Raw genomic sequence first — 18,147 nt, 5'->3', positions numbered from 1 at the left:
CAGTAGGCAGATGCCATTGCCAACAAGCATCACGTCATCAGACGCACTCCTTTCTCGCGCCACAACGGCGCACGCCATCCGCCCTCTTCCGGCCCGCCATACTCGCGGTCGACCTCGTAGAACGCCACAATGGAACGCATCACATGTCTCCTGTCGTGAAGTGGTTCGTGGCCGGTCAGGCTCGGGCGCTCTCGGCCGAGGCGAAGACCGACCAGAGGTGGGCATCGGCATCGATCAGCGTGTCGAAGGACCGGCTGCTATTGCCGGCGTTGATGATCCATCCGGAGCTCGCCGCCTCCATGAAGCCGACGGCGTAGACCCGCCCCCGGCTATCCGACGGCGGCACCGTCGCAAGGTCATGGCTCTCGGCGACCAGGCTTGGAACGTCGCGGCCGGTCAGGCGCCAGTCGTCGAACCGCGCGCCCTCATCGTCGCTGGTCAGGTAATGCCGCGTCGCGATCGTCCAGGCGGCGTTGACGTGGTCGAGGTCGGCCGCGAGCTGCTCGGCGTCGCCGGCGCCGACGATCGCGGGCTCACGCGTCGTCCGCCATGCGTCGAGCATGACCATGTTGGCGTCGACGAAATCATGCGACGCGCAGACGCCGGCGCCGGCCGTTCGGTTGCGCAGTCGCATTTCGCGCCATTCGTGAGGACGGAGTATCCGTCCGAGCCGGTGCGCGAAGTTACATGCGAGTTGCTCGATTGCGACCTGGCGCAGCAGCTCGTTGTAATCGTCGCCGGCGTAGATCGCGGCCAGTTCGCCGACAGCGTCACGCCGGCAGAAGGAGAAGCGGTTGGCCTCGGGAATCTCGCGCGCAGCCGGATCCTCGTAGTCGACCCAGACCTGCGCCATTTCACCCATCGGTCCCGAACACGGGCTGAAGCTGGGCGCGGTGTCGTTGTGCCAGCTCTCCTCGGTCCAGCTTTCCGGAACCGGGATCATCGTCGCGACCGGATAGTCTGCGAACATCGTCGGCCAGGCGGGCGTGACCTCGCTGGCCGTCAGACCATGGGACAGCGACAGCAGGCTGTCGATCTCAGGGGTGCGCCGATACTGGTCGATCAGGTCCGCATCGCCATCGGCGCCGGCGATCAGCTCGGCCAGCACATACGGCCAGGTCGCTGGTGTGACCCAGACGTTGAGGTAGCCGTTCCAGCAAGTGTCATCGGTGAAGCCCGAGAACGTCGCGCCATCGCCGAAACTCCACGCGATCGGCCGCATCGCATCGGAGAGTGCCGGGTCCACCCTTACGGCCTCGGCAGAAACGTCCAGCTGCACCAGCGCGCGGGCAAAGGCGGTGCGATGCTGGAATCGCCCAAGCGCAAGGAGGAAGGCGACATAGTCGTTGCGTGCCTCCTCGCTCTGAAACTCGTGGGCCGTGGCGTCACGCGCCGAGAGATATTCGCGCACCAGCGTCACCGGGTCGGTGCGGATCGTCTGGGCGAAGGTAGCGATGTGCTGGATGCGCATGGGGAAGGGAGTCCTGTCCGGCCTATTCCGGTCTCCCTTCCCCAATCCCCCTTCCCTCCGGTGCCCGGCTGCCCTGGGCTATGGCTTGGAGCCGCCAGCCAGCACTACGGCGCGCGCCTGTTCCTCCTCGATGGTATCCAGCAGCAGCACCATGATCGAAGGCTTGCTGTCCTCGGCCAGGGCGCGCGTGTCGACGATGTGCCGGCCGCCCTGTGTGATGCAGAAGCTGTTGAACGTCGGCGACCGACCGCCATTGGCGTTCGGGATCGTGCTACCGCGATCGTGATACTGGATGTCGACGAAGCGGGCCGGGCCGTCACCGTAGTTCATGAAGCAGAACGTCGCCCGGCGGCCGTCGCTGGTCTTCACGCTGATCGTGAACGCGCTGTCGGGCAGCTCGATGACCTTGTGCGGCACGTCGTTGAAGCCCGCGAAACCGAGCTTCTTCGCATCGGCCTCGGTCATCACGGGCAGGTCGAGAATGTCAGCCATGAATAGTCTCCTCGTTGGTGATGGTGGGAATCAGGGGTGGGCGCGTGCGCGGTGTCAGCCGCGGGCGTTCATCAGCCGGGTCGCGCCGCCAAAGGCGCGCAGGGCGGCCGCCATCTCGCGACGGATGTTCGTCTTGTTCGAGACGATGATCTCAGGGGCGAGCGGTTCGCCGCTGGAGGTCGCGTAGCCGCGCGCAAGGGCGTCGCCTTCGGCCTCGATCCGGATCAGGTGACCGCGCTTCGGTGCCGGGCCGACATGGCGGGCAGTGAACTCACCGAGCTTGCCGGTCAGACCCTTGATCGCCTTGCCCCAGCGAATGTGTCCGGCGCCGAGATTGGCATCTCCGCAATAGCCGCGGTCGAGCCAGCAGCGCAGATGGGCACGCTGCTGCAGGAGCGAGTTTTGCGTCCGCTCCATGTTCGCACACAGCGGCAGCGCGCCGGCGAACGCGTCGACGATGCGCAGATAGTCGCCCTGCACCGCGACCAGCACGTCGTCGATCTCGATACCGGCGAGGATCGCGCGGAGCGCATCGCCGTGGCGAGGATCCGCGATGATCTCGTCGGCCCGAGCAGACGCGATCGGTGCCGATGTCTCGACCGGGCAGTCGTTAACGACGAAGCCCGCGTGACGGTCGATCGTCACGATCGTCATCGCCTCGGCGCCGGCACGCGCACGAACCTCGTCGATCAGGCGCAGCCCTGAAACGCGCATCAGCCCCGGCGTCACCTCCTCGATTGTGGCGTCCGAGACGATCAGCAGCCGGCGGGACCAGCGGGTCGGGCGGGCATGATCGCTGGGCTTGCACCAGCTGCTCGGTGCTGGGCGAGCGGTCGGTGCTGCCGACGGAGCCGCGGGCTGATTGTCGCGGCGTAGCGCTGCGAGGTTGCTGCGGCGGGCGGCGTCGAAGAGATCGTCCTGGTCACCACCGCCATCGGCGAAGCCGCGGTCATAGGCGGCACGTTTTGCCGCCTCACGGTGAGGGCCATCCGAGTAGAAACGATGCTCCCAACCGCTGTTCGCCGCGGTCCAGCCACTGGCATAGGCAATCGCGACATCCCAGTCGTAGCCATGCTCATCGCGTCCCCGCAGGACGGCGAGCTCTCGATCGGCGATGGTGCCGTCGGCAAGGTGCTGCTCCATCCGCGCGAAGTTGCGCGCCTGGCGCTCTGCTTCGGCCGCGGCGCTGATCGCGTCGTTGAGCGGTTTCATCTCGGCGATGCGCTCGCGGCCTCGCGCCATGCGGTCCTCGAGCGGTGCCGTCGCCGGCAGATCCGGGAAGGCTCGCCAGATCCGGGCCAGCTCGGTGGCATGCTCGATCGTGCGCCCGCGTGTGAGCCAACAGCGTGCATCGGTCGGATCGAAGATCTCGAGCTCTGCGGCCTCGGGCAATCGCGTCTGGAGGACAGACCGAACCAAGCCCGCCTGGGCGATCCCGGCGGGCTGCGACGTCATCATCAGCATGGGTTTAGTCCCTCAGAGCGAGGTCAACGGCGCCGGCATCGCCAGCCATTCCGGTTCGATGTGCGCGATCGGCTTGTCGAAACGCCCCGCCTCGTCCTCGCTGAACACCGTCGCCAACGTGAGACGGCCGAAGCCATGCTCGTTGTTCCAGAAGCTCAGACCGTGTTGCTTCTCGGCAAGCGCCAGCACGAAGCCGTCAACCGCCTCGTCGGGTCCGCTGATCTCTCGGGTAATGGCGCGATCGAGGATATCACGCGTGTTATGATATTGGATGCCGGTCGCGGTGATGACGACACAGCCGCCCCCGAACTCGCCGACGCACAGGCGATCCATGACGTGCGCCCACTCGAACGCGCAGGGCAACGCCGACTTGCAGGCTGTGAAGATCAGATTGGCGACTGCCTCGACGTCGATCTGTTCGCCACTGAAGGTCACCGAGCACAGGCCTTCGCTGCCGGGCTCCTCGATGTCGATGTCGCAGCCGAAGCGCGGGAAGTCGGGATCATCGAAGAGATCGAGGAAGCTGCCGAAGTCGTTCGGTCCCTTCGCGGGGAAAGCCCGGCTGAAGGCGGTGCCAAGCCCGTCGAACGAGAGCTTCAGGTCCTCGTCGTCGCTGACTCGGTCGAGGATATCGACCGCTCGCCGCACGAGGCTGAGCGTCGTGACATCGGCCGGCGACATGAGGATGGAGAAGGCGGCTTTGGTGTAGCTGTTGGACACGGGACATCTCCGGTCGCGCCGGGATTATGCCGGCGCGCCATGATTGTGGGGGGCGGACTGGATCAGACGGCGGTGAGGCGCTGGCGCGCGGCTTCGGCCTGTTCCGGGAAGGCGGCCGCAAGGTTGCCGTGCAGGATCGCAAAGTCTGCGACCGGGAAGGTCCCGTCAGGGTTCGGCCGCGTGGTCAGCAAGGCGCCGATTACGAGCTCGGCATGCTCGGACCGTTCGACCGTAGCGGCCTTGCCGGCATAGGTGACGGGTGCGGTGAAACCTGCCTCGATCCAGGTGTCGAGGCCTGGCTCCACGGCCTCGGCATAGGCGTCGACCGTCTCGCTCTCCTCGTCCTCGATCCGCAGCGCCAGTGTGCGGTAGCAACCGAAGTCGTGCCGGTTGTTGTGGACGACCAGCTTGCAGCCCTCAGGCGGCATTCCGTAACGCGCGATGATCGCCAGCTTATAGGTCATCACCTCGAGCATATTGGCCGTCTCGAAGTCGATCGTCTGCCCGAGCTGGGCGCATTCCTCACTGGCGGGCGCGCCGCCTATATCGACGATGTAGGACATGGGGTTCTCCGTCGATCCACCTGGATCAACCGGCTTCCTCCCCCTCACCTCCCTTTTGCACCAGGTCGCCTCGGTCGTAATGGTGCCTCGGGTCGGTCCCTTGAGGCGAAGCCGGTCCGTCCGGTGCAGCGGTTGAGGGTAGCTTTGCAGCGATCTCGTCGTCGGTCAGATCGTCGAGGAGCTTCAACACCGTCCCGACGCCGGGCTTGTAGGCGAGGATGGTGCGCCGGCCGAGTTGCTCGGGACGCCATGCCTTCGGGTTCACCTCGCCGGCAATCCCGCGAAAGTCGGGGTGCGTGCGCGACCAGATCAGGTCGAGCTTCGATCGGCGAGTGAATGATGGCGCGTCGATGCCATCGAGCTTGGTCAGCATGGGGGTTCTCCGTTGATCCATCCGGATCAATCAGCCCCACTCACTCCTCTCCGTTCCCAGGGAACGGACTGGTAAGATTGCGGACGTAATATCCGCCATCATGCTTCGAACTCTCGAGGATTTTCACCGAGACATATCCGCTGCCATCGGTGCTATCCGCACTCATTGCGAGGCTGCGACGCCTGACACGGCCGGCCTTGGCTCCGCCCGCGTGAAACTGAGTCGACTCAGCGCCGCTCGATCACGATTTGTCGCGGAGACCGTCATTCCCCACCTGTTGAACGATGCCGATCCGGCGTTCCGAAACGAGCTCATGGAGTTGCAGCGAGGCTTCAACGCCAAGCGCCTCGTGTCCAGTAAGCATGTGACCACCTGGACTTCGCAGGCGATCGCGGCTGACTGGAACGGTTATCGGCAAGCGGCTCGCCAGATATGGGCCATGATGGAAGAGCAGATGCAACGTGAGCGCACAACTCTGAGCGAGCGCCTGCGACGCTCTGGCGGTTAGATCGAGTCAGCCACCGCACGGGAGCACCCCTTACCGGCTTCTGAGAACCCCGCTGGAGAGCGCCGAATATCGTGTGTCCGGTCGATCTTAATCGCAGACTGCTACAGCTATCAGCGCATGTCGGTGGGATGCCGAGCTTCGATAAAGCGCCCCCGGATCTCAAGGCGTTCGCGGCCAGCGCTTCGCCGCATTTCCCGACCTGGGTCAAATCCATCACCTTGCGGGTCTAGTCCGCTTTCAGAAGCTGGATCGTGAATACAGTCGATCCATCGCTTCTCCTCATTGAGTAAACCTTATTGGAGGTTAGTGATAGGGTGCCATCCGGATATTGCCCTATTTTCGCCAGCTTTTCCAGAGCATCCTCGATGTTGTACGAGGACTGAGGGCCATCAGTGCGGACAGAAAGAAAGCACTTGCTACTGCCGCAGGTCGCCTTCGTCGAGCTACGAGCAAATAGGCCTATAAGCTTCGTACCGTTGATTAGCTGATCCTCATTATATGAGGCCCATTGTTCATCGCGCCGCTCGGCTAGAGGCCCTACTGCGATGTCATCAAGATCAACCTGTTCGGTGTAGCTGGGGATAGTTTCCGTTGCCACGCCGCTCCTACTTTGAGGAACGGTGGAAATCTCCGATGATTGTATGCCTATGGAAGGCTTCACGCTTCGGGCGCCAGCTACCACTACGACGGACTGCGGTTCGCTTGCCCGCCGACGATGCGACGGTGCAATGCTCCAAAGACCAACGAAACACACAGCGGCAACCAGGCAGGCAGCGGATCGGTAGGCAACGTTCGTCACTGGAATGAACCTCGAAGCGTAAGGCTATTTAAACCATTTTTGGCGAAATTAGATACAAAGTACCATAGGATTGACGCATCATGGTCACCTCTGCCTCTGCCTCTATGACGCTAGTTCGAGCTTCGGTCGCTTCGACTAAAGCAAGTGGCACGGTCGCGTCAGCAGGCACCAAGCCTGCCGATACGATTGCGTCGGTGCAGCCCACGCCGAACAACGGAGCGCAAGCTGCCTCGTCTATCAAGCCAGACTGGGATTACTATAATTCATTAACGAATGTTGGCACCACACAAGAAGAGTTTGTCAGGCTCAAAACCGAGGGTGGTAGAAAGCTAAGCCAATCACAAGGGCTTCCAGAGGGTCATTACGATTTTTCACAGATGTCTCGCTCGGAAATGGATGTGGCTCTAAATGACATCATATTGAACAACAGAGCCCCTCAGTCTGTCATTGATGGCCTAACGATTATCGCGAACACCGCGCCGGAAAACAAAGGCGATCTGTTCACGCAGGCGAAAGATAGTATGGATTTCGAGGCAAATCTGAAAAATACCGCGACAGCTAATCTGCTAAAATCCGCGCTCGACTATATGTCTGCTGACAAAGCGCTGTTTGAATCCACAAAGGACGCGCGCATGTCCAAGGCAAGCAGTAGCTACCAATCCGCATTGAACTCGTAAGGCCATTAGGCGAGCGAAATATCGCTCGCCTAATGCTTTTCAGATTATTTTACGTTGATCGTACGAATGATGTACGTCTGGTCACCGCTCGATGAGCGGACCCGGTAATCAAAAAGCCCGTTTGGATAGCCTTCGATACTGTAGATGATGTCAGCGCCGATGATCGTCTGCCCTGCTCGGCAGCTAGTCGGATTGGTCGTTATGCCGCAAAGGTTGGTGCTCGAAACCTGGTTCGTTGGGGAGATCAGGTCGCCGGCCATCCGAACGATCCTGTTGACGCCGATCCCAATCTCCCGGATCGTAACCCGCGAATTAGAGCGTTTTCCGGCCGACCTGAGTCGAAGGGGGATTCACATGGGCGTGCTGATCTGATTCATGGTGCTAGCTGGATGGAGGCCGGCATGAATGGGCAAGCCGTTGTCGATGGATCTTCGGTCACGAGCGCTGGCCGCGGTTGACGAGGGGATGAGTTGCCGGGCTGCGGCGAGGCGCTTCGGTGTGGCGGCCGCGACGGTGATCCGGTGGCACGACCAGCGCCGCAGCACGGGCAGCTATGCCGCCAAGCCGCAAGGCGGGGACACGCGGTCGCAGCGGATCGAGGCGCATCGGGAGACGGTGCTGGCGCTGCACGAAGCACGGCGCGACATCACGCTGGACGAGCTGCGTCGCGAGCTGGGCCAGGCTGGCGTGACGGTGGCGATCTCGACGCTGCACCGCTTCTTCGCGCGACACGGGATCACGCGTAAAAAAAGACCGGTCACGCAGTCGAGCAGGACCGTGCCGACGTCCTGAGCCAGCGCGAGGCCTGGTTCGATGGCCAGCTCGACCTCGACCCTGCGCGGCTGGTGTTCATCGACGAGACCTGGACCGCGACCAACATGACGCGCAGTCACGGTCGCTGCCGGCGGGGCGAGCGGCTGCGGATGGGCTACCCGCACGGTCATCGCAAGACCACCACGCTGGTCGGTCGCTGGCTTGCGCATGACGGGCATGATCGCGCCGATGGTGCTCGACGGTCCGATCAACGGCGACTGGTTCGAGGCCTATGTCCGACAGGTCCTCGTCCCCGACCTCAGGCGCGGCGACGTGGTCATCATGGACAACCTGTCCAGCCACAAGCGTGCCAGCGTCCGCGAGGCCATCGAAGCCGCAGGCGCCCGCCTGCTGTTCCTCCCGCCCTACAGTCCCGACTTCAACCCGATCGAGAAGGCCTTCTCCCGCCTCAAGGCCATGCTCCGCAAGGCGGGGGAGCGTACCGTGTCCGGGCTCTGGTCGCTTATCGGCACGCTGGTCGACCTGTTCCAGCCGCAGGAATGCGCCAACTACTTCAGCTCCTGCGGCTATGACCCAGACTGATCAGAATCCGCTCTAAGACCATTATGGTCAATATTCGTGGTGGCTGGTGTCGACGTGTTAAGATAGCTTTCGTCGCCTGCCGTCGATTGCACGCGGATTATCTTCACGCTTGAAAGCTGCTGCGCCATCGCTGGCGAGGCTGCCACAATCGCACTTGCCAGAACGAGCGATGAAACTAACGTCCTCATTGCACTAGCTCCTTACATGACCCTTCAAGGGCGACCCGGAAGTGTGATCCGGCGGCAGCGCTATAATTACCCGGCAACATATCTGCAATCGATGCTGCGGTGCGAAAAATGAGCCCCCCCCTAATTGTAATTAATTTCAGCCATTTTGGTTGTAGCCACTTGCTTAAGCCATGCTTGTGTGGGTCACTGACGACGCCACCCGCAGTATAGAAGGTGTCAATCCCGTACGGCCTCTACCAGTGATCGCGGATGTCGTGTGCCAACATTACGTACAGAGCCAGCGGAAATACCAGCTTCGTCAAAAAATTGGGATTACCGAGAGTGACCGAGCAGGCGCGCTCGTCGGAGTGTTTCTGGTCCATTGACTGACCCTCCTTACAGGGGAAGTTACATAAAACGGGCACAGATATACGCTACCGCGTGACACTCATCAGGAGACGGCGTTTGAAATATCGGGGATTGTGGGCGGTAGCGGGCGTCCTCTCGTTCAACTCGATCGCGGCAGCGGCAAGTGCGGCGGAACCTGCTGGCATCATCGCCTTTATCCGAGATCGCCACCTCACGCGTTACAGCGTAGCACTTTCCGACCTGAATGGTGACAAGCAGCCTGAGGCATTGATCTATGCCATGGCAACAATTGGCGGCGATGGTCAGGCCGACCTTTGTGGCAGTGGTGGCTGCGACCTTTATGTCCTGTCTCTGACCCCGACCGGATATCGTCTAATTACGGACATCTCTCTCACCCGGCCTCCTATTCGCGTGTTGCCGAGCACAACCCATCGTTGGCACGACCTTGGCGTATGGGTGGCAGGTGGCGGCATCACTACCGGCTATGAAGCACGGCTCCGTTTTGACGGGCATCATTATCCCTCCAATCCGACTGCCCCACCTGCGGCTCGATCGGAGGACAAAGCCGGGAAAACCGTCATCGGCGCGTTACCGACAAACAGGTGATTGCCGTTCTCCAACGTTGCCACCGAAACAGGTACTCACCTCCCCAGATGGCGGCTGTTCGACAATCCCTGTCGGTTGGCAGGAATTTACGGCAACCGGTTCGCGCGGGTTTTCCGACACGCCACGCGTACTTCCGTGCCCGTCTTATGTCGTGCCCCCTTACAGAGGGCTGTCACGACCAAACCGGCGTGCTGCAACTTGCGCTGGGCCGTCCGTTTGACCGAGCGTCTTCATGCGATCGGTTTCCAGCGTTGCCCCCAGCGTCTCGGGCAGGTCGGCATAGGTCCTGGCGATCGCGATCGCCTCGGCCGCGGTGCGCAGCTCACCCTCGTCAGCGCCGACCCAGTCGAGCATCTTAATCTCTCCTGCCTTGGTCGGGTGCGGCATACTCACCTGGACGAAGAACGTGCGCAGCGGCCTGTCCCATCCTATCGCAACGGTTTCGCCGGACCGGCCGGCGAAGGTATGACGGCTCATCGTATGATCCCCCTGTCGGTCAGGCTGCGAGCGTGATCCACTCAGCGTGCCACGGGCGCGGGTACGGCGCAAAGCGCATCACTCCGGGCAGCGGCGTGTCACTATCGGCGCCGCGCTCCACCAGCCAGTCGATGTAGAGGACCGACGCGGCGAGATCGTCTTCCAGCAGTTCGTCGAGCATCGACGACTGCCGCGCCTGACCTTCGGTCAGCATCGTCCAGTCCAGCGCGTCGAGGAAGCGTTCGCGCCGGTCGATGTAGCGGGCGAGGCGAGCGGCGTCGGCACGGGCAACGCCGAGTGCATGTTGAACCTGCATGGCGGCTCCCTTCAGGCGGCGAGCTGGTTGGCGATGGCGGTCGGCTTGGGTAGACCAGGCAGGCCAAGCTCCCGGCGCAGCCGTTCGGCGAACCGCTCAGGTTTCAGCAGGTCTCGGATCGAGGTGACCCGGTTCGGCTGTTCGAGACCACCAGAAACCGGCCGGTATGAAACCTCGCGGTCCTCGTGCGGACGCCCAATGCGAAGCATGACGGCGACTTCGGCCGCAGCCAGCAGGATATGCCCCGACTGGTCGATCGTGCCGGTGAACGAGCGGATCTCGTAGGAGCCGACCGCGAGGCCGAGTGCCGCGGCGAGCATCTGCATCGCCCGCCGGCCGTCCTCATGAAAACGCTCCTTGGCGACGACGTCATATTCGACACCGCGGATCGCCAGCGTCAGCAGGGTCGGGAAGCGCTTCAGCTCTTCGATGCGGCGGGAGCAGGCAGCGCGCAGCACGTCATCGTTCGCGCGGTTCGACGACACCGTTGCCATGTGGCGGGTGAGCAGCGCCACGGCGGGGTCGCTCTCCGGGCTCACGCCGGCGTTGCGGCAGTCCTCCACCGCCTTGCCGATCGCGTGCAGCGTAGCGAGGACGGTGTTGAGGGCGCTCGGGTCCAGCGCCTGTTGGTGGCGGAAAGGCACATCGTAATTCATCGACGCATGCTCCGATATGAGGGCCGCGCGCTTCTCTTGCGCACACCCCTCACACCCCCCTCTTCTCCGCGACCCCGGGCGTCGTGCTTGTATCGTCAGCCCCTCAGGGCTGGGCGCCTCGGCACGTCTTCGGAAAGATGTTGCCGGCTTTGGGAAACATCTTTCCGACCGTCAGATGGTCTCGGCTACGCGAGCGTATCGGCCTGTGTGGTGTTGGATATCTACCGGCCGGCGAAATCGACATGGGCCACGCGGGCACGACCCAACGCACCCGCCCGGATGCCTTGCATGTCGCTGGAGTCATGGGGTTCGTCACACCGGAACCGTCAGGTTCGGCGCGGAACGTTGTCGCGCAAATCATCCGATTTGAACGTGGCCGGCACTTTTGCCTGCCGGGGGGCGTTGGAGAGACGTCCCGGCGGCTTGCTCTGCACTCCCCCCGTTCCCGTGTCCCTGCCGCTGGGACACCGTTGCTTATTCGTCGACGGACGCGCCGGGCGTAATGAGAAAGACGATCAGGCATAGTGCGGCAGTGAGGAAGGCGGCCGCAAAGGCGAGATTGCCAGCTGCGTAAGCATAGGTGGCCTCGCCGTACCGGTGCATCTCCGAATGCATCCCGGACGCCCATGCCGGAGGTGTATTATCCAGGCCGAACATGCCCCAAGCGTAAAGCGATGCCCCGATCAAGGCGAGCCCGATCGGAAGGATGAACAAGAACCATGGCCGGCTTGCCCGCTGCTGCACTGATCGGATCATTATGGTGTTTCCCTCATGGGCTTTGTCGCGGTCCCGCCTCGTACTCATAATCGAGATGGTCATGACCGACGTGACGCTTTTTTTGAGGCAGATTTTGCCGTTAGACCGGCTTTCTCGCTGATGAGCATGTAAAGGCAGAGTGGCACGCCGACGAATACGGCCCCTATCAAGCCCAGCTTACCGATGATATCAAACAAGGCAGCAAGATCGTCATTCATCTTCGGCCCTTTCGAACATGGTAGTGGTCAGTTTCGGGTTAGTCGCCATCCGCTCTGGCCCGATCAAGGCGTAAGTACGGTGTCGCACATCCCTGCTGGTGCGGGAAGGTGTTTGCCTCAATCTAGATCGTCACGGCAACAGCTCGACACCCAGCGCCGCGAAGGTGTTCACCGGGCGACCAGCGTCGTAGCGGGCAGCATCGCAGAGTCCCTTGAAGTCTGGCCCGTCATACTGGGTAAAGCCGAGGTGGTCGCAACCGGCAATGCGTTGGCCAACGACGCCGACCTTGCCCGCCGGCACCCAGTCGGCCCAATCTCCGGAGGCTGAGCGCACACCGATCTCGCCGATCGCCGCCTCGATGCTCTCGACCTTCTTCAAGACGTAGCTGTCGCTGGGGGTGATGATCTGGCCGGTGAACGCGCCGTACTGCTGGGGACGCCAGTGACGCGCGGTCTGGTGGGCGATGCCGCGCTCGATGTCGAAATGCGGATCCTTCAACGCCGCGAACTCGTCCTCGAACGCGAGGATCACCAGCGTCCAGTTGACGTCCTCCTCGTAGTAGATGCTGTCGAGGCGCAGCGCGTCGGGCACCGCCGCCTGACGCTCGTCGGACAGGACGAACCCGCCATGGGAAGGCGTCTTGACCCACCAGACGCCAGGGAGGCGTTGAGTCGCCATGTCAGGCGTGTCCCAAAGCGTATGCACGGGCGCAGGGGTTGAGGCGAAAGCGGGCATGATCTTCTCCTTGATCGATGCCCTCCCCCGTCCCCTTTCCTCCTCGCCTTCAGCGATCCCGGCGACCTCGGGATCGGCTCTCGCAGGTAAGGCGCTCACCGCGGCGCCATTTGGCGGGATCAATGAAGTAGCCGGCATGCGCGCCGGCATGGCGAGCCTCGGCCCGCTCATATGCGGCGACATAGCGCTGCGCGCGCGCCGGATCGTCCTTCAGGTAGCTCGTCGCCGGCACCGCCAGCCCCGCTGCGATCATGCTTTCGCCGAGGTCCTGCCCGTCGATCTCGACGGTGCCGATCGGGCGACCGTAGCTCTGCTTGCCCGTCAGGCGGATCGTGCTGCTTCCGGTCTTCAGCAGCTTCGATGCATAATCCTGCGCCGCCTTGCCGCATGGCCAGCAGCCATCGGTGTTGCGGCACAATTGCCGCTTCTCGAAGGCGTCGGCACCGTACAGCCGCACGTCGAACGACACGGTATCGCCGTCGATCGCGCGGCCATCGGCCCGGATCGCCGATTGGTCTTCGGCCTGCGAGGCTGCACCGCCGCAGGCGGCAAGGGCAAGAGCCAGCGCGATGGTCATGCGCATGCACGGATCTCCTGACTGGTGGCGGTCGCCTCGACGATGCGCCACGGCTGCAATGGATCGCCCGTGGCGACGATCGCGGCGTCGATCCCGTCATGGCGCATCCACCGCGCGACGCGCAGCGCGTTGGAATGGCTGCACAGCACACCGCGCAGCGCTGAGAGGTTGGTGACGTCGGGCATGGTCAATTCCATCATGCTGCTTTTGTGGAGGCGGGTGCCGAGGCGAAGACGGTGCGGTGGACCCTGGTCTCGGGCACGACCGTCCAGGGCATGTCGCGAAAGCCGGTGATGCGGTAGTGGCCGCGCCCTTCGCCGTTTCGGAAGGTGATTTTCTCGCCGGCCTTCACGACGATGAAGTCGGTGCCTTTGTGTCCGTCGCCGAACGAGATCGTACGCGGGAACCGCAGGCGCATGCCGTTCTCGACCTTGCGGCCGTGCATGCGCAGCCGAACGAGGCACCGGCGCCGCCAGTCGAGCGCGTGTTCCTTGGCGGTCGGCGACAGGAGGCGTAAAATCCGGGCGGGGCAAGCTGCGTCGCATGGTCCCATCGCTTCCTCCTGATCCTTGTAGGCGAAGATGTATCCGTCGCGCGCGTTCGGATTCCACTTCACCAGGCACACCAGCGCAATGACATATCGCGGTTCGTCGTCCTGGATGATCTCGGCCGCGGCATACCAGACGCGGTTTCCGACGAACGCGCTGTCGATAACGCGCATGCCGCGCGTGCCGCCACCATCCAGCGTGCGACTGTAGGTGAACTGGTCGTCGAGATAGGCCTTGGGCGTTGCATGGCCACCCATGCTGGCGCGGGTCTTCGAAAGCCAACCCATGTCGTTTTCTCCGGTGGTGGTGGGTCATGCGGCAAGCCGCGTCGGGGAGGTATCTGCGGCCTCGGCGGAGAAGGCGCGCAGGTACGAGAAAGCCTGTTCGGCCTTGGTCGCGGCGAGAAAGATTGCGGTCTTGTCCGCCTTCAGCACCCGCAACCAACCGGCAAGATAGTTGGCGTGGCTGTCGTGCAGCTCGGTCGGCAGGCCGAGATCGCCGCAGATCATCGCGGAGCCGAGCTCGGCGACCAGCTCCTCCATGGCATACGCCTTGTCGCCGAACTTCTTGCCGAAGGTACGGTCAAGACGGGTTCTATGACCGGTCCAGTGGCAGGTTTCGTGCGCTAAAACCGAAGCGTATCCGTCGGCCGACTTGAAGCTGCCCGGACGCGGCATCTGGATATAGTCGAAGGTCAGGTCGAAGAAGGCGGTGCCGCCACCATGACGGACCTTAGAGGGTATCGCGGCGAAGAACGCGTCGATGCGCTCCTGCCGATCGGACAGCAGCAACGGTGTCGGCGCGACGGCCTGCGGGTAATAATAGTCCGGCAAGCCCACGATCTCGTCCGCGTTGAACACCTCGTAGGAGCGCAGGAACCGGATCATACGGTCGGCGGACATGCCGAGCAGGCTGGGAACGCCGGCCTTGCGGAAAGTCGAGGCGTAGACCGAGTAGGACGGTCGGGCATCCGGACGAACCTCTCCGCCGAGTTCCCGCGCCTGGCGCGCCGTCATCCAGTAGCGGCTGCGAAAGCCATGGGTGTCGCCGATTGCCCATAGCCACAGCGCGTTGATGCCATTGTAGGTCGAGCCTTCATGGCGGAGCGGGCGGCCGCCCTCGGCAATAAGCGACCACGGGCGCTGCCAGGGCGCGGTGCCAGCTTCCAGCCTGGCGATGATAGTGGCGGTGATGTCGGCCGCGATGTCGCGGGTTGCAGCGGGCATATCGCTGTCCTCTTGGAGGCATGAAAAGACACTGCCGGCGCCGCAGGGTATGCGGGCCGGCAGCGAGGTTGCTCAGAAGGAACCCGGGTCTGCGCTATTCGGCAGCGACCAGTTCGGCCTCGATCGCATCGTCGTTATCGTGCCGTGCCTCCTCGTCGACGGCCGTGCCCTCCTGCAGGTCGGCGGGGTCATCGACTTCCGGGCCCTCACCGATCAGCGAGGCCAGGTCGTCGGTGCCGGCGTCGGCCGCCTCGGCGCCGTCCTCGTCGTCACCGCCGTCGATCAGGTCGGCGAGGTCGCCCTGCTCGACGTCATCCATGGCCTCGGGCGTGCTCGCCACATCGTTGAACCGCATTGCGCTCGGCAGCCACTGCAGCGCCGCTTCCTTGATTGCAGGCTCGACGATCGCCTCGCCGGCGAAGAGCTTCTCGCACGACGCCGAAACGTCAGGCTTCTTCTCGGTCGCATGCCGGCTCGACAGCGCGGGACCGCCGACCTCGTGGAGGAGCGAGATCAGCGATCCCTTGGAGACACGATCGAAGAAATTCTCCGAAGTCGGCCGCCACCAGCTGGCCACGTCAATCTCGAGGATGGTGGCGAGACGGTTCTGGAGCGGGTTCTGGGTGTGCGAGCTGTAATGCTCCTTGGCCTCGAGCGACGTCGCGACGATCCAGGCGAGCCATGCGGTCTTCGCCTCGTCACCCAGCGCCCGGAACGCCTCGAACCGCTCGACCTTGCCCCCCGGCACCGCCCAACTCGCGTCGAGCCCGTCGTGCACCTCGGCAAGATAGTCGCGCGCGCGGGAGCCCGGCACGTTGTTGGACATCACCGGATCCTGCGGCCGCGACGCCGAGATCGTGGTGCCGTCGCCCGACCCGCCCATGCTCCGCCCGTCGACCATCGCGAACAGCATATAGTCGAGTGCGAGGCCAGGGTTAGCGATCAGGGCGGCCCCGAGCACGTCCCGGCGCTGCACCGACAGCTGATCGAGCAGGACCTGGCTGAGCGCTTTACCGCCCGGCGCCGCGGTGTCGGGATCGACCTCCTTCTGGGTACCCGTCGACGTCGTGGTCGCCCCCTCCTCGATGCGGAAGGTGGGTGCCTTGATGACGCGATCGGATGCCGTGTCGGCATCGTCTTCGCCCTCGTCGTCGCTCTGCCCGCCCTCGACAGCGCCATCAACCGGATCGGGTTCGACGACCGTCACCGTGATCGGCGTTTCGCTGTAGTAGCTCTCGTTGAGGATCATGGTGCCGTTCTGCGCCAGCGTCAGGAAGGCGCCGACCCGCGAGGCCAGTTCGGGCGGCATGAACACCGGCCGGTTGTCGAGCGCTTCGAGTTCGGCCGCCAGGGCGTCCAGCTCGGTTTCCATGACCGAGAAGACGTCTTCGGCAAGGTCCTCGTCCTGCATGTCGTCATGCAGCTCGGCCATGCGCTGCTCGATCTGTTCGGCACGCTCGGCCTGCTCCACCGTCATCGGCTGCTCGGGGAGGTTGATCTTGTAGAGGCCGCGTGTTGCATCCCAGATGCTGTGCGTCGCGACCGGACGGATCCAGGCGAGGCCGCGTTCCTCACCGATGCGGGTGGCCTCGGCCTCCATGATCCCTGCCGCGAGGCCGCGCGCGACGTCAGGGTGCCGCCACTTCTCGCGAGCGTCGCTGAACAGGTCGCGATCGATGATACCGCCGGCAGCTTCATAGGCCTCGGCCCCGACCAGCAGCGCGATCGGGTCATCGGCGCGCATCATGTCGGTGGCGATGATGCGGCGGATCGAGTCCGCGGTGTAATGGCTGATCGAGCCATAGGTGGTCCAGGTGCTGAGCTGCGCCTCATGGCTGGCGGTCGACGCATAGGCCTTGGCCATGTCGAGGGTGATCCGGTTCTCGGCGAGCGCGGTGAAGATCGGCTCGGCGAGGTCGGCCAGGCGCAGGCGACCGTCGATGAAGCGCCGGGTCACGCCGAACCGCCTGGCGACCGCATCGATGTCGGTGCTGCCGGCAAGGAAGTGCTGGAAGGCGCGGCATTCCTCGGTCGGGTTGAGCTTCAGTGTGTGGAAGCTGACGGCGAGCGAGGTTTCGGTCAGCTCGGCATCGTTGCCCTTCAGGACCCGAACGGGCACGTCGTACTTGTCGGGATCGATGACGCCGCGCTCGACCAGCAGGTTGAGGGCGCGCAGGCGCCGGCCGCCATCGAACACCTCGAACATGCCCCGCGAACGGGCGACCGGCGTCACGAGCAGGTTCTGCAGCACGCCGCGCGCCTCGAGGTCGGCTGCGAACGGCTCGATCATCAGGGCCGCGTCAGGGGCGGTGCGGACGTTGCTGGCGGAAAGACGAAGTTTCGACAGCTTGACGGACTGGTTCATGGGGAAACACCCTTTGTATCGGAGCATCCGATCATTTCTCGGACACCCATCCCCTCCCCCTTCTCTCCTTGCCGCCTTGGTTCTTTCCCGGATGTACCGTTTGCCTCGGTAAACCAGTATTGTTGTGGATAGAAACCGGGCTATCTGGTTGTCGCCGGCGATTGCCGGGACCTTGATCTGCGGACGATATTCATGACCACTGAGACCAACACCGTCGAACTCGCGACCGAGCTGACCATCGCGTGGTTGAGCAATCCCAACACGCGAACCTCGTCTGATGATGTGCCGGCATTCCTGCAGTCGATGCACAATGCAGTTGCGGCTCTTGGCACAGGCACCGAGCCAACACCGGTCGAAGCCTCGACGGAAGATTATACGCCGGCTGTCTCGGTGCGAAAGTCGCTGGCGAACAAGGATCACATCGTCAGCATGATCGACGGCAAGCCGTACAAGACGCTGCGCCGGCACCTGTCGACCAACGGTCTGACGCCGGACGAATACCGCGCTCGTTACGGGCTCAAGAAGGATTACCCGATGGTGGCCGAGACCTACAGCGAAAGCCGTCGGGCAATGGCCAAGAAGATCGGTCTCGGTCGCAAGCCGAAGACGGCGACCGATGGGGCGACTGGCGCCGACGCGGCGACTACGAACGACACGCCCGCGCCGGCAAAGCGGGGCAAGAAGCTCTCGATCGCAACGGCCTGAAG

General features: G+C 63.4%; 22 protein-coding genes and 1 pseudogene. 5 read left to right on the top strand and 18 right to left on the bottom strand.

Annotation, left to right across the window (positions count from 1 at the left end; genetic code table 11):
• Positions 1-175: 175 nt before the first annotated feature.
• From AC07U4_RS23450 to AC07U4_RS23425, 6 genes are all read right to left on the bottom strand, one after another.
• Complete coding sequence (locus AC07U4_RS23450; protein WP_495197359.1) at positions 176-1,471, bottom strand: hypothetical protein; 1,296 nt, start codon at positions 1,469-1,471, stop codon at positions 176-178.
• Between the two features lie 78 nt (positions 1,472-1,549).
• Entirely contained in the window at positions 1,550-1,963 is a 414-nt protein-coding gene (locus AC07U4_RS23445) for a hypothetical protein (RefSeq protein WP_495197358.1), read from the bottom strand.
• A 54-nt stretch (positions 1,964-2,017) separates the two neighbouring features.
• Entirely contained in the window at positions 2,018-3,427 is a 1,410-nt protein-coding gene (locus AC07U4_RS23440) for a hypothetical protein (RefSeq protein ID WP_495197357.1), read from the bottom strand.
• A 12-nt stretch (positions 3,428-3,439) separates the two neighbouring features.
• Complete coding sequence (locus AC07U4_RS23435) at positions 3,440-4,147, bottom strand: hypothetical protein (RefSeq protein WP_495197356.1); 708 nt, start codon at positions 4,145-4,147, stop codon at positions 3,440-3,442.
• 62 nt (positions 4,148-4,209) lie between these two features.
• Positions 4,210-4,710, bottom strand: a complete 501-nt coding sequence (locus AC07U4_RS23430) for a hypothetical protein (protein WP_495197355.1) — start codon at positions 4,708-4,710, stop codon at positions 4,210-4,212.
• Positions 4,711-4,735: 25 nt separating this feature from the next.
• On the bottom strand, positions 4,736-5,083 hold the full coding sequence (locus tag AC07U4_RS23425) for a hypothetical protein (RefSeq protein ID WP_495197354.1): 348 nt from the start codon (positions 5,081-5,083) through the stop codon (positions 4,736-4,738).
• 100 nt (positions 5,084-5,183) lie between these two features.
• Between AC07U4_RS23425 and AC07U4_RS23420 the strand changes: the two genes are divergently transcribed.
• Together AC07U4_RS23420 and AC07U4_RS23415 are read left to right on the top strand one after the other, a co-directional pair.
• Positions 5,184-5,591: a hypothetical protein gene (locus AC07U4_RS23420; RefSeq protein WP_495197353.1), complete on the top strand. Its 408-nt coding sequence runs from the start codon at positions 5,184-5,186 to the stop codon at positions 5,589-5,591.
• A gap of 879 nt (positions 5,592-6,470) precedes the next feature.
• Complete coding sequence (locus tag AC07U4_RS23415) at positions 6,471-7,067, top strand: hypothetical protein (protein WP_495197352.1); 597 nt, start codon at positions 6,471-6,473, stop codon at positions 7,065-7,067.
• 44 nt (positions 7,068-7,111) lie between these two features.
• On the opposite strand, the gene AC07U4_RS23410 is transcribed toward AC07U4_RS23415, so the two are convergent.
• Positions 7,112-7,417: a DUF4879 domain-containing protein gene (locus AC07U4_RS23410; RefSeq protein ID WP_495197361.1), complete on the bottom strand. Its 306-nt coding sequence runs from the start codon at positions 7,415-7,417 to the stop codon at positions 7,112-7,114.
• 55 nt (positions 7,418-7,472) lie between these two features.
• Here AC07U4_RS23410 and AC07U4_RS23405 point away from each other — a divergent pair.
• Positions 7,473-8,423 (top strand): annotated as a pseudogene (locus AC07U4_RS23405) (IS630 family transposase).
• Between the two features lie 632 nt (positions 8,424-9,055).
• Complete coding sequence (locus AC07U4_RS23400; protein ID WP_495197351.1) at positions 9,056-9,565, top strand: COG3650 family protein; 510 nt, start codon at positions 9,056-9,058, stop codon at positions 9,563-9,565.
• A gap of 159 nt (positions 9,566-9,724) precedes the next feature.
• On the opposite strand, the gene AC07U4_RS23395 is transcribed toward AC07U4_RS23400, so the two are convergent.
• The 11 genes from AC07U4_RS23395 to AC07U4_RS23345 all read right to left on the bottom strand — a co-directional run bounded on the left by AC07U4_RS23395 (position 9,725) and on the right by AC07U4_RS23345 (position 17,440).
• Positions 9,725-10,042 carry a hypothetical protein gene (locus AC07U4_RS23395; RefSeq protein ID WP_495197350.1) on the bottom strand — a complete coding sequence of 106 codons (318 nt, stop codon included), beginning with the start codon at positions 10,040-10,042 and terminating at the stop codon, positions 9,725-9,727.
• Positions 10,043-10,061: 19 nt separating this feature from the next.
• Entirely contained in the window at positions 10,062-10,358 is a 297-nt protein-coding gene (locus AC07U4_RS23390) for a hypothetical protein (protein WP_495197349.1), read from the bottom strand.
• Between the two features lie 11 nt (positions 10,359-10,369).
• A complete protein-coding gene (locus AC07U4_RS23385; protein ID WP_495197348.1) occupies positions 10,370-11,014 on the bottom strand; it encodes a hypothetical protein in 645 nt (214 codons plus the stop codon).
• 474 nt (positions 11,015-11,488) lie between these two features.
• Positions 11,489-11,770 carry a hypothetical protein gene (locus AC07U4_RS23380; RefSeq protein WP_495197347.1) on the bottom strand — a complete coding sequence of 94 codons (282 nt, stop codon included), beginning with the start codon at positions 11,768-11,770 and terminating at the stop codon, positions 11,489-11,491.
• Positions 11,771-11,829: 59 nt separating this feature from the next.
• Entirely contained in the window at positions 11,830-11,988 is a 159-nt protein-coding gene (locus tag AC07U4_RS23375; protein ID WP_495197346.1) for a hypothetical protein, read from the bottom strand.
• Positions 11,989-12,118: 130 nt separating this feature from the next.
• A complete protein-coding gene (locus AC07U4_RS23370) occupies positions 12,119-12,724 on the bottom strand; it encodes a DUF7007 domain-containing protein (RefSeq protein WP_495197345.1) in 606 nt (201 codons plus the stop codon).
• 49 nt (positions 12,725-12,773) lie between these two features.
• A complete protein-coding gene (locus tag AC07U4_RS23365) occupies positions 12,774-13,307 on the bottom strand; it encodes a thermonuclease family protein (RefSeq protein WP_495197344.1) in 534 nt (177 codons plus the stop codon).
• A complete protein-coding gene (locus AC07U4_RS23360; RefSeq protein ID WP_495197343.1) occupies positions 13,298-13,501 on the bottom strand; it encodes a hypothetical protein in 204 nt (67 codons plus the stop codon). Before AC07U4_RS23360 ends, AC07U4_RS23365 begins: the two co-directional genes overlap by 10 nt.
• Positions 13,498-14,022 (bottom strand): DUF6927 domain-containing protein, encoded by a 525-nt coding sequence (locus AC07U4_RS23355; RefSeq protein ID WP_495197342.1) that lies wholly within the window; start codon positions 14,020-14,022, stop codon positions 13,498-13,500. The genes AC07U4_RS23360 and AC07U4_RS23355 overlap by 4 nt, the downstream gene beginning before the upstream one ends.
• Before the next feature lie 138 nt (positions 14,023-14,160).
• Positions 14,161-15,075: an ArdC family protein gene (locus AC07U4_RS23350; RefSeq protein WP_495197341.1), complete on the bottom strand. Its 915-nt coding sequence runs from the start codon at positions 15,073-15,075 to the stop codon at positions 14,161-14,163.
• A 94-nt stretch (positions 15,076-15,169) separates the two neighbouring features.
• A complete protein-coding gene (locus AC07U4_RS23345) occupies positions 15,170-17,440 on the bottom strand; it encodes a ParB/RepB/Spo0J family partition protein (RefSeq protein WP_495197340.1) in 2,271 nt (756 codons plus the stop codon).
• A 192-nt stretch (positions 17,441-17,632) separates the two neighbouring features.
• Here AC07U4_RS23345 and AC07U4_RS23340 point away from each other — a divergent pair, with 192 nt between their 5' ends.
• A complete protein-coding gene (locus AC07U4_RS23340; protein ID WP_495197339.1) occupies positions 17,633-18,145 on the top strand; it encodes a Ros/MucR family transcriptional regulator in 513 nt (170 codons plus the stop codon).
• Positions 18,146-18,147: the final 2 nt, after the last annotated feature.

The organism is Sphingomonas sp. GW821-FHT02B09 (assembly GCF_059421875.1).
Note: the sequence above shows the minus strand (reverse complement) of the source record. Positions and strands in the feature narration are given on the sequence as shown.

What these genes read in the sequence shown, in the direction of transcription:
- AC07U4_RS23450 (WP_495197359.1), bottom strand. Translation starts at nt 1,471, where the DNA reads ATGCGCATCCAGCACATCGCTACCTTCGCCCAGACGATCCGCACCGAC.
- AC07U4_RS23445 (WP_495197358.1), bottom strand. Translation starts at nt 1,963, where the DNA reads ATGGCTGACATTCTCGACCTGCCCGTGATGACCGAGGCCGATGCGAAG.
- AC07U4_RS23440 (WP_495197357.1), bottom strand. Translation starts at nt 3,427, where the DNA reads ATGCTGATGATGACGTCGCAGCCCGCCGGGATCGCCCAGGCGGGCTTG.
- AC07U4_RS23430 (WP_495197355.1), bottom strand. Translation starts at nt 4,710, where the DNA reads ATGTCCTACATCGTCGATATAGGCGGCGCGCCCGCCAGTGAGGAATGC.
- AC07U4_RS23425 (WP_495197354.1), bottom strand. Translation starts at nt 5,083, where the DNA reads ATGCTGACCAAGCTCGATGGCATCGACGCGCCATCATTCACTCGCCGA.
- AC07U4_RS23420 (WP_495197353.1), top strand. Translation starts at nt 5,184, where the DNA reads ATGCTTCGAACTCTCGAGGATTTTCACCGAGACATATCCGCTGCCATC.
- AC07U4_RS23415 (WP_495197352.1), top strand. Translation starts at nt 6,471, where the DNA reads ATGGTCACCTCTGCCTCTGCCTCTATGACGCTAGTTCGAGCTTCGGTC.
- AC07U4_RS23395 (WP_495197350.1), bottom strand. Translation starts at nt 10,042, where the DNA reads ATGAGCCGTCATACCTTCGCCGGCCGGTCCGGCGAAACCGTTGCGATA.
- AC07U4_RS23390 (WP_495197349.1), bottom strand. Translation starts at nt 10,358, where the DNA reads ATGCAGGTTCAACATGCACTCGGCGTTGCCCGTGCCGACGCCGCTCGC.
- AC07U4_RS23385 (WP_495197348.1), bottom strand. Translation starts at nt 11,014, where the DNA reads ATGAATTACGATGTGCCTTTCCGCCACCAACAGGCGCTGGACCCGAGC.
- AC07U4_RS23380 (WP_495197347.1), bottom strand. Translation starts at nt 11,770, where the DNA reads ATGATCCGATCAGTGCAGCAGCGGGCAAGCCGGCCATGGTTCTTGTTC.
- AC07U4_RS23375 (WP_495197346.1), bottom strand. Translation starts at nt 11,988, where the DNA reads ATGAATGACGATCTTGCTGCCTTGTTTGATATCATCGGTAAGCTGGGC.
- AC07U4_RS23370 (WP_495197345.1), bottom strand. Translation starts at nt 12,724, where the DNA reads ATGCCCGCTTTCGCCTCAACCCCTGCGCCCGTGCATACGCTTTGGGAC.
- AC07U4_RS23365 (WP_495197344.1), bottom strand. Translation starts at nt 13,307, where the DNA reads ATGCGCATGACCATCGCGCTGGCTCTTGCCCTTGCCGCCTGCGGCGGT.
- AC07U4_RS23360 (WP_495197343.1), bottom strand. Translation starts at nt 13,501, where the DNA reads ATGATGGAATTGACCATGCCCGACGTCACCAACCTCTCAGCGCTGCGC.
- AC07U4_RS23355 (WP_495197342.1), bottom strand. Translation starts at nt 14,022, where the DNA reads ATGCGCGTTATCGACAGCGCGTTCGTCGGAAACCGCGTCTGGTATGCC.
- AC07U4_RS23350 (WP_495197341.1), bottom strand. Translation starts at nt 15,075, where the DNA reads ATGCCCGCTGCAACCCGCGACATCGCGGCCGACATCACCGCCACTATC.
- AC07U4_RS23345 (WP_495197340.1), bottom strand. Translation starts at nt 17,440, where the DNA reads ATGAACCAGTCCGTCAAGCTGTCGAAACTTCGTCTTTCCGCCAGCAAC.
- AC07U4_RS23340 (WP_495197339.1), top strand. Translation starts at nt 17,633, where the DNA reads ATGACCACTGAGACCAACACCGTCGAACTCGCGACCGAGCTGACCATC.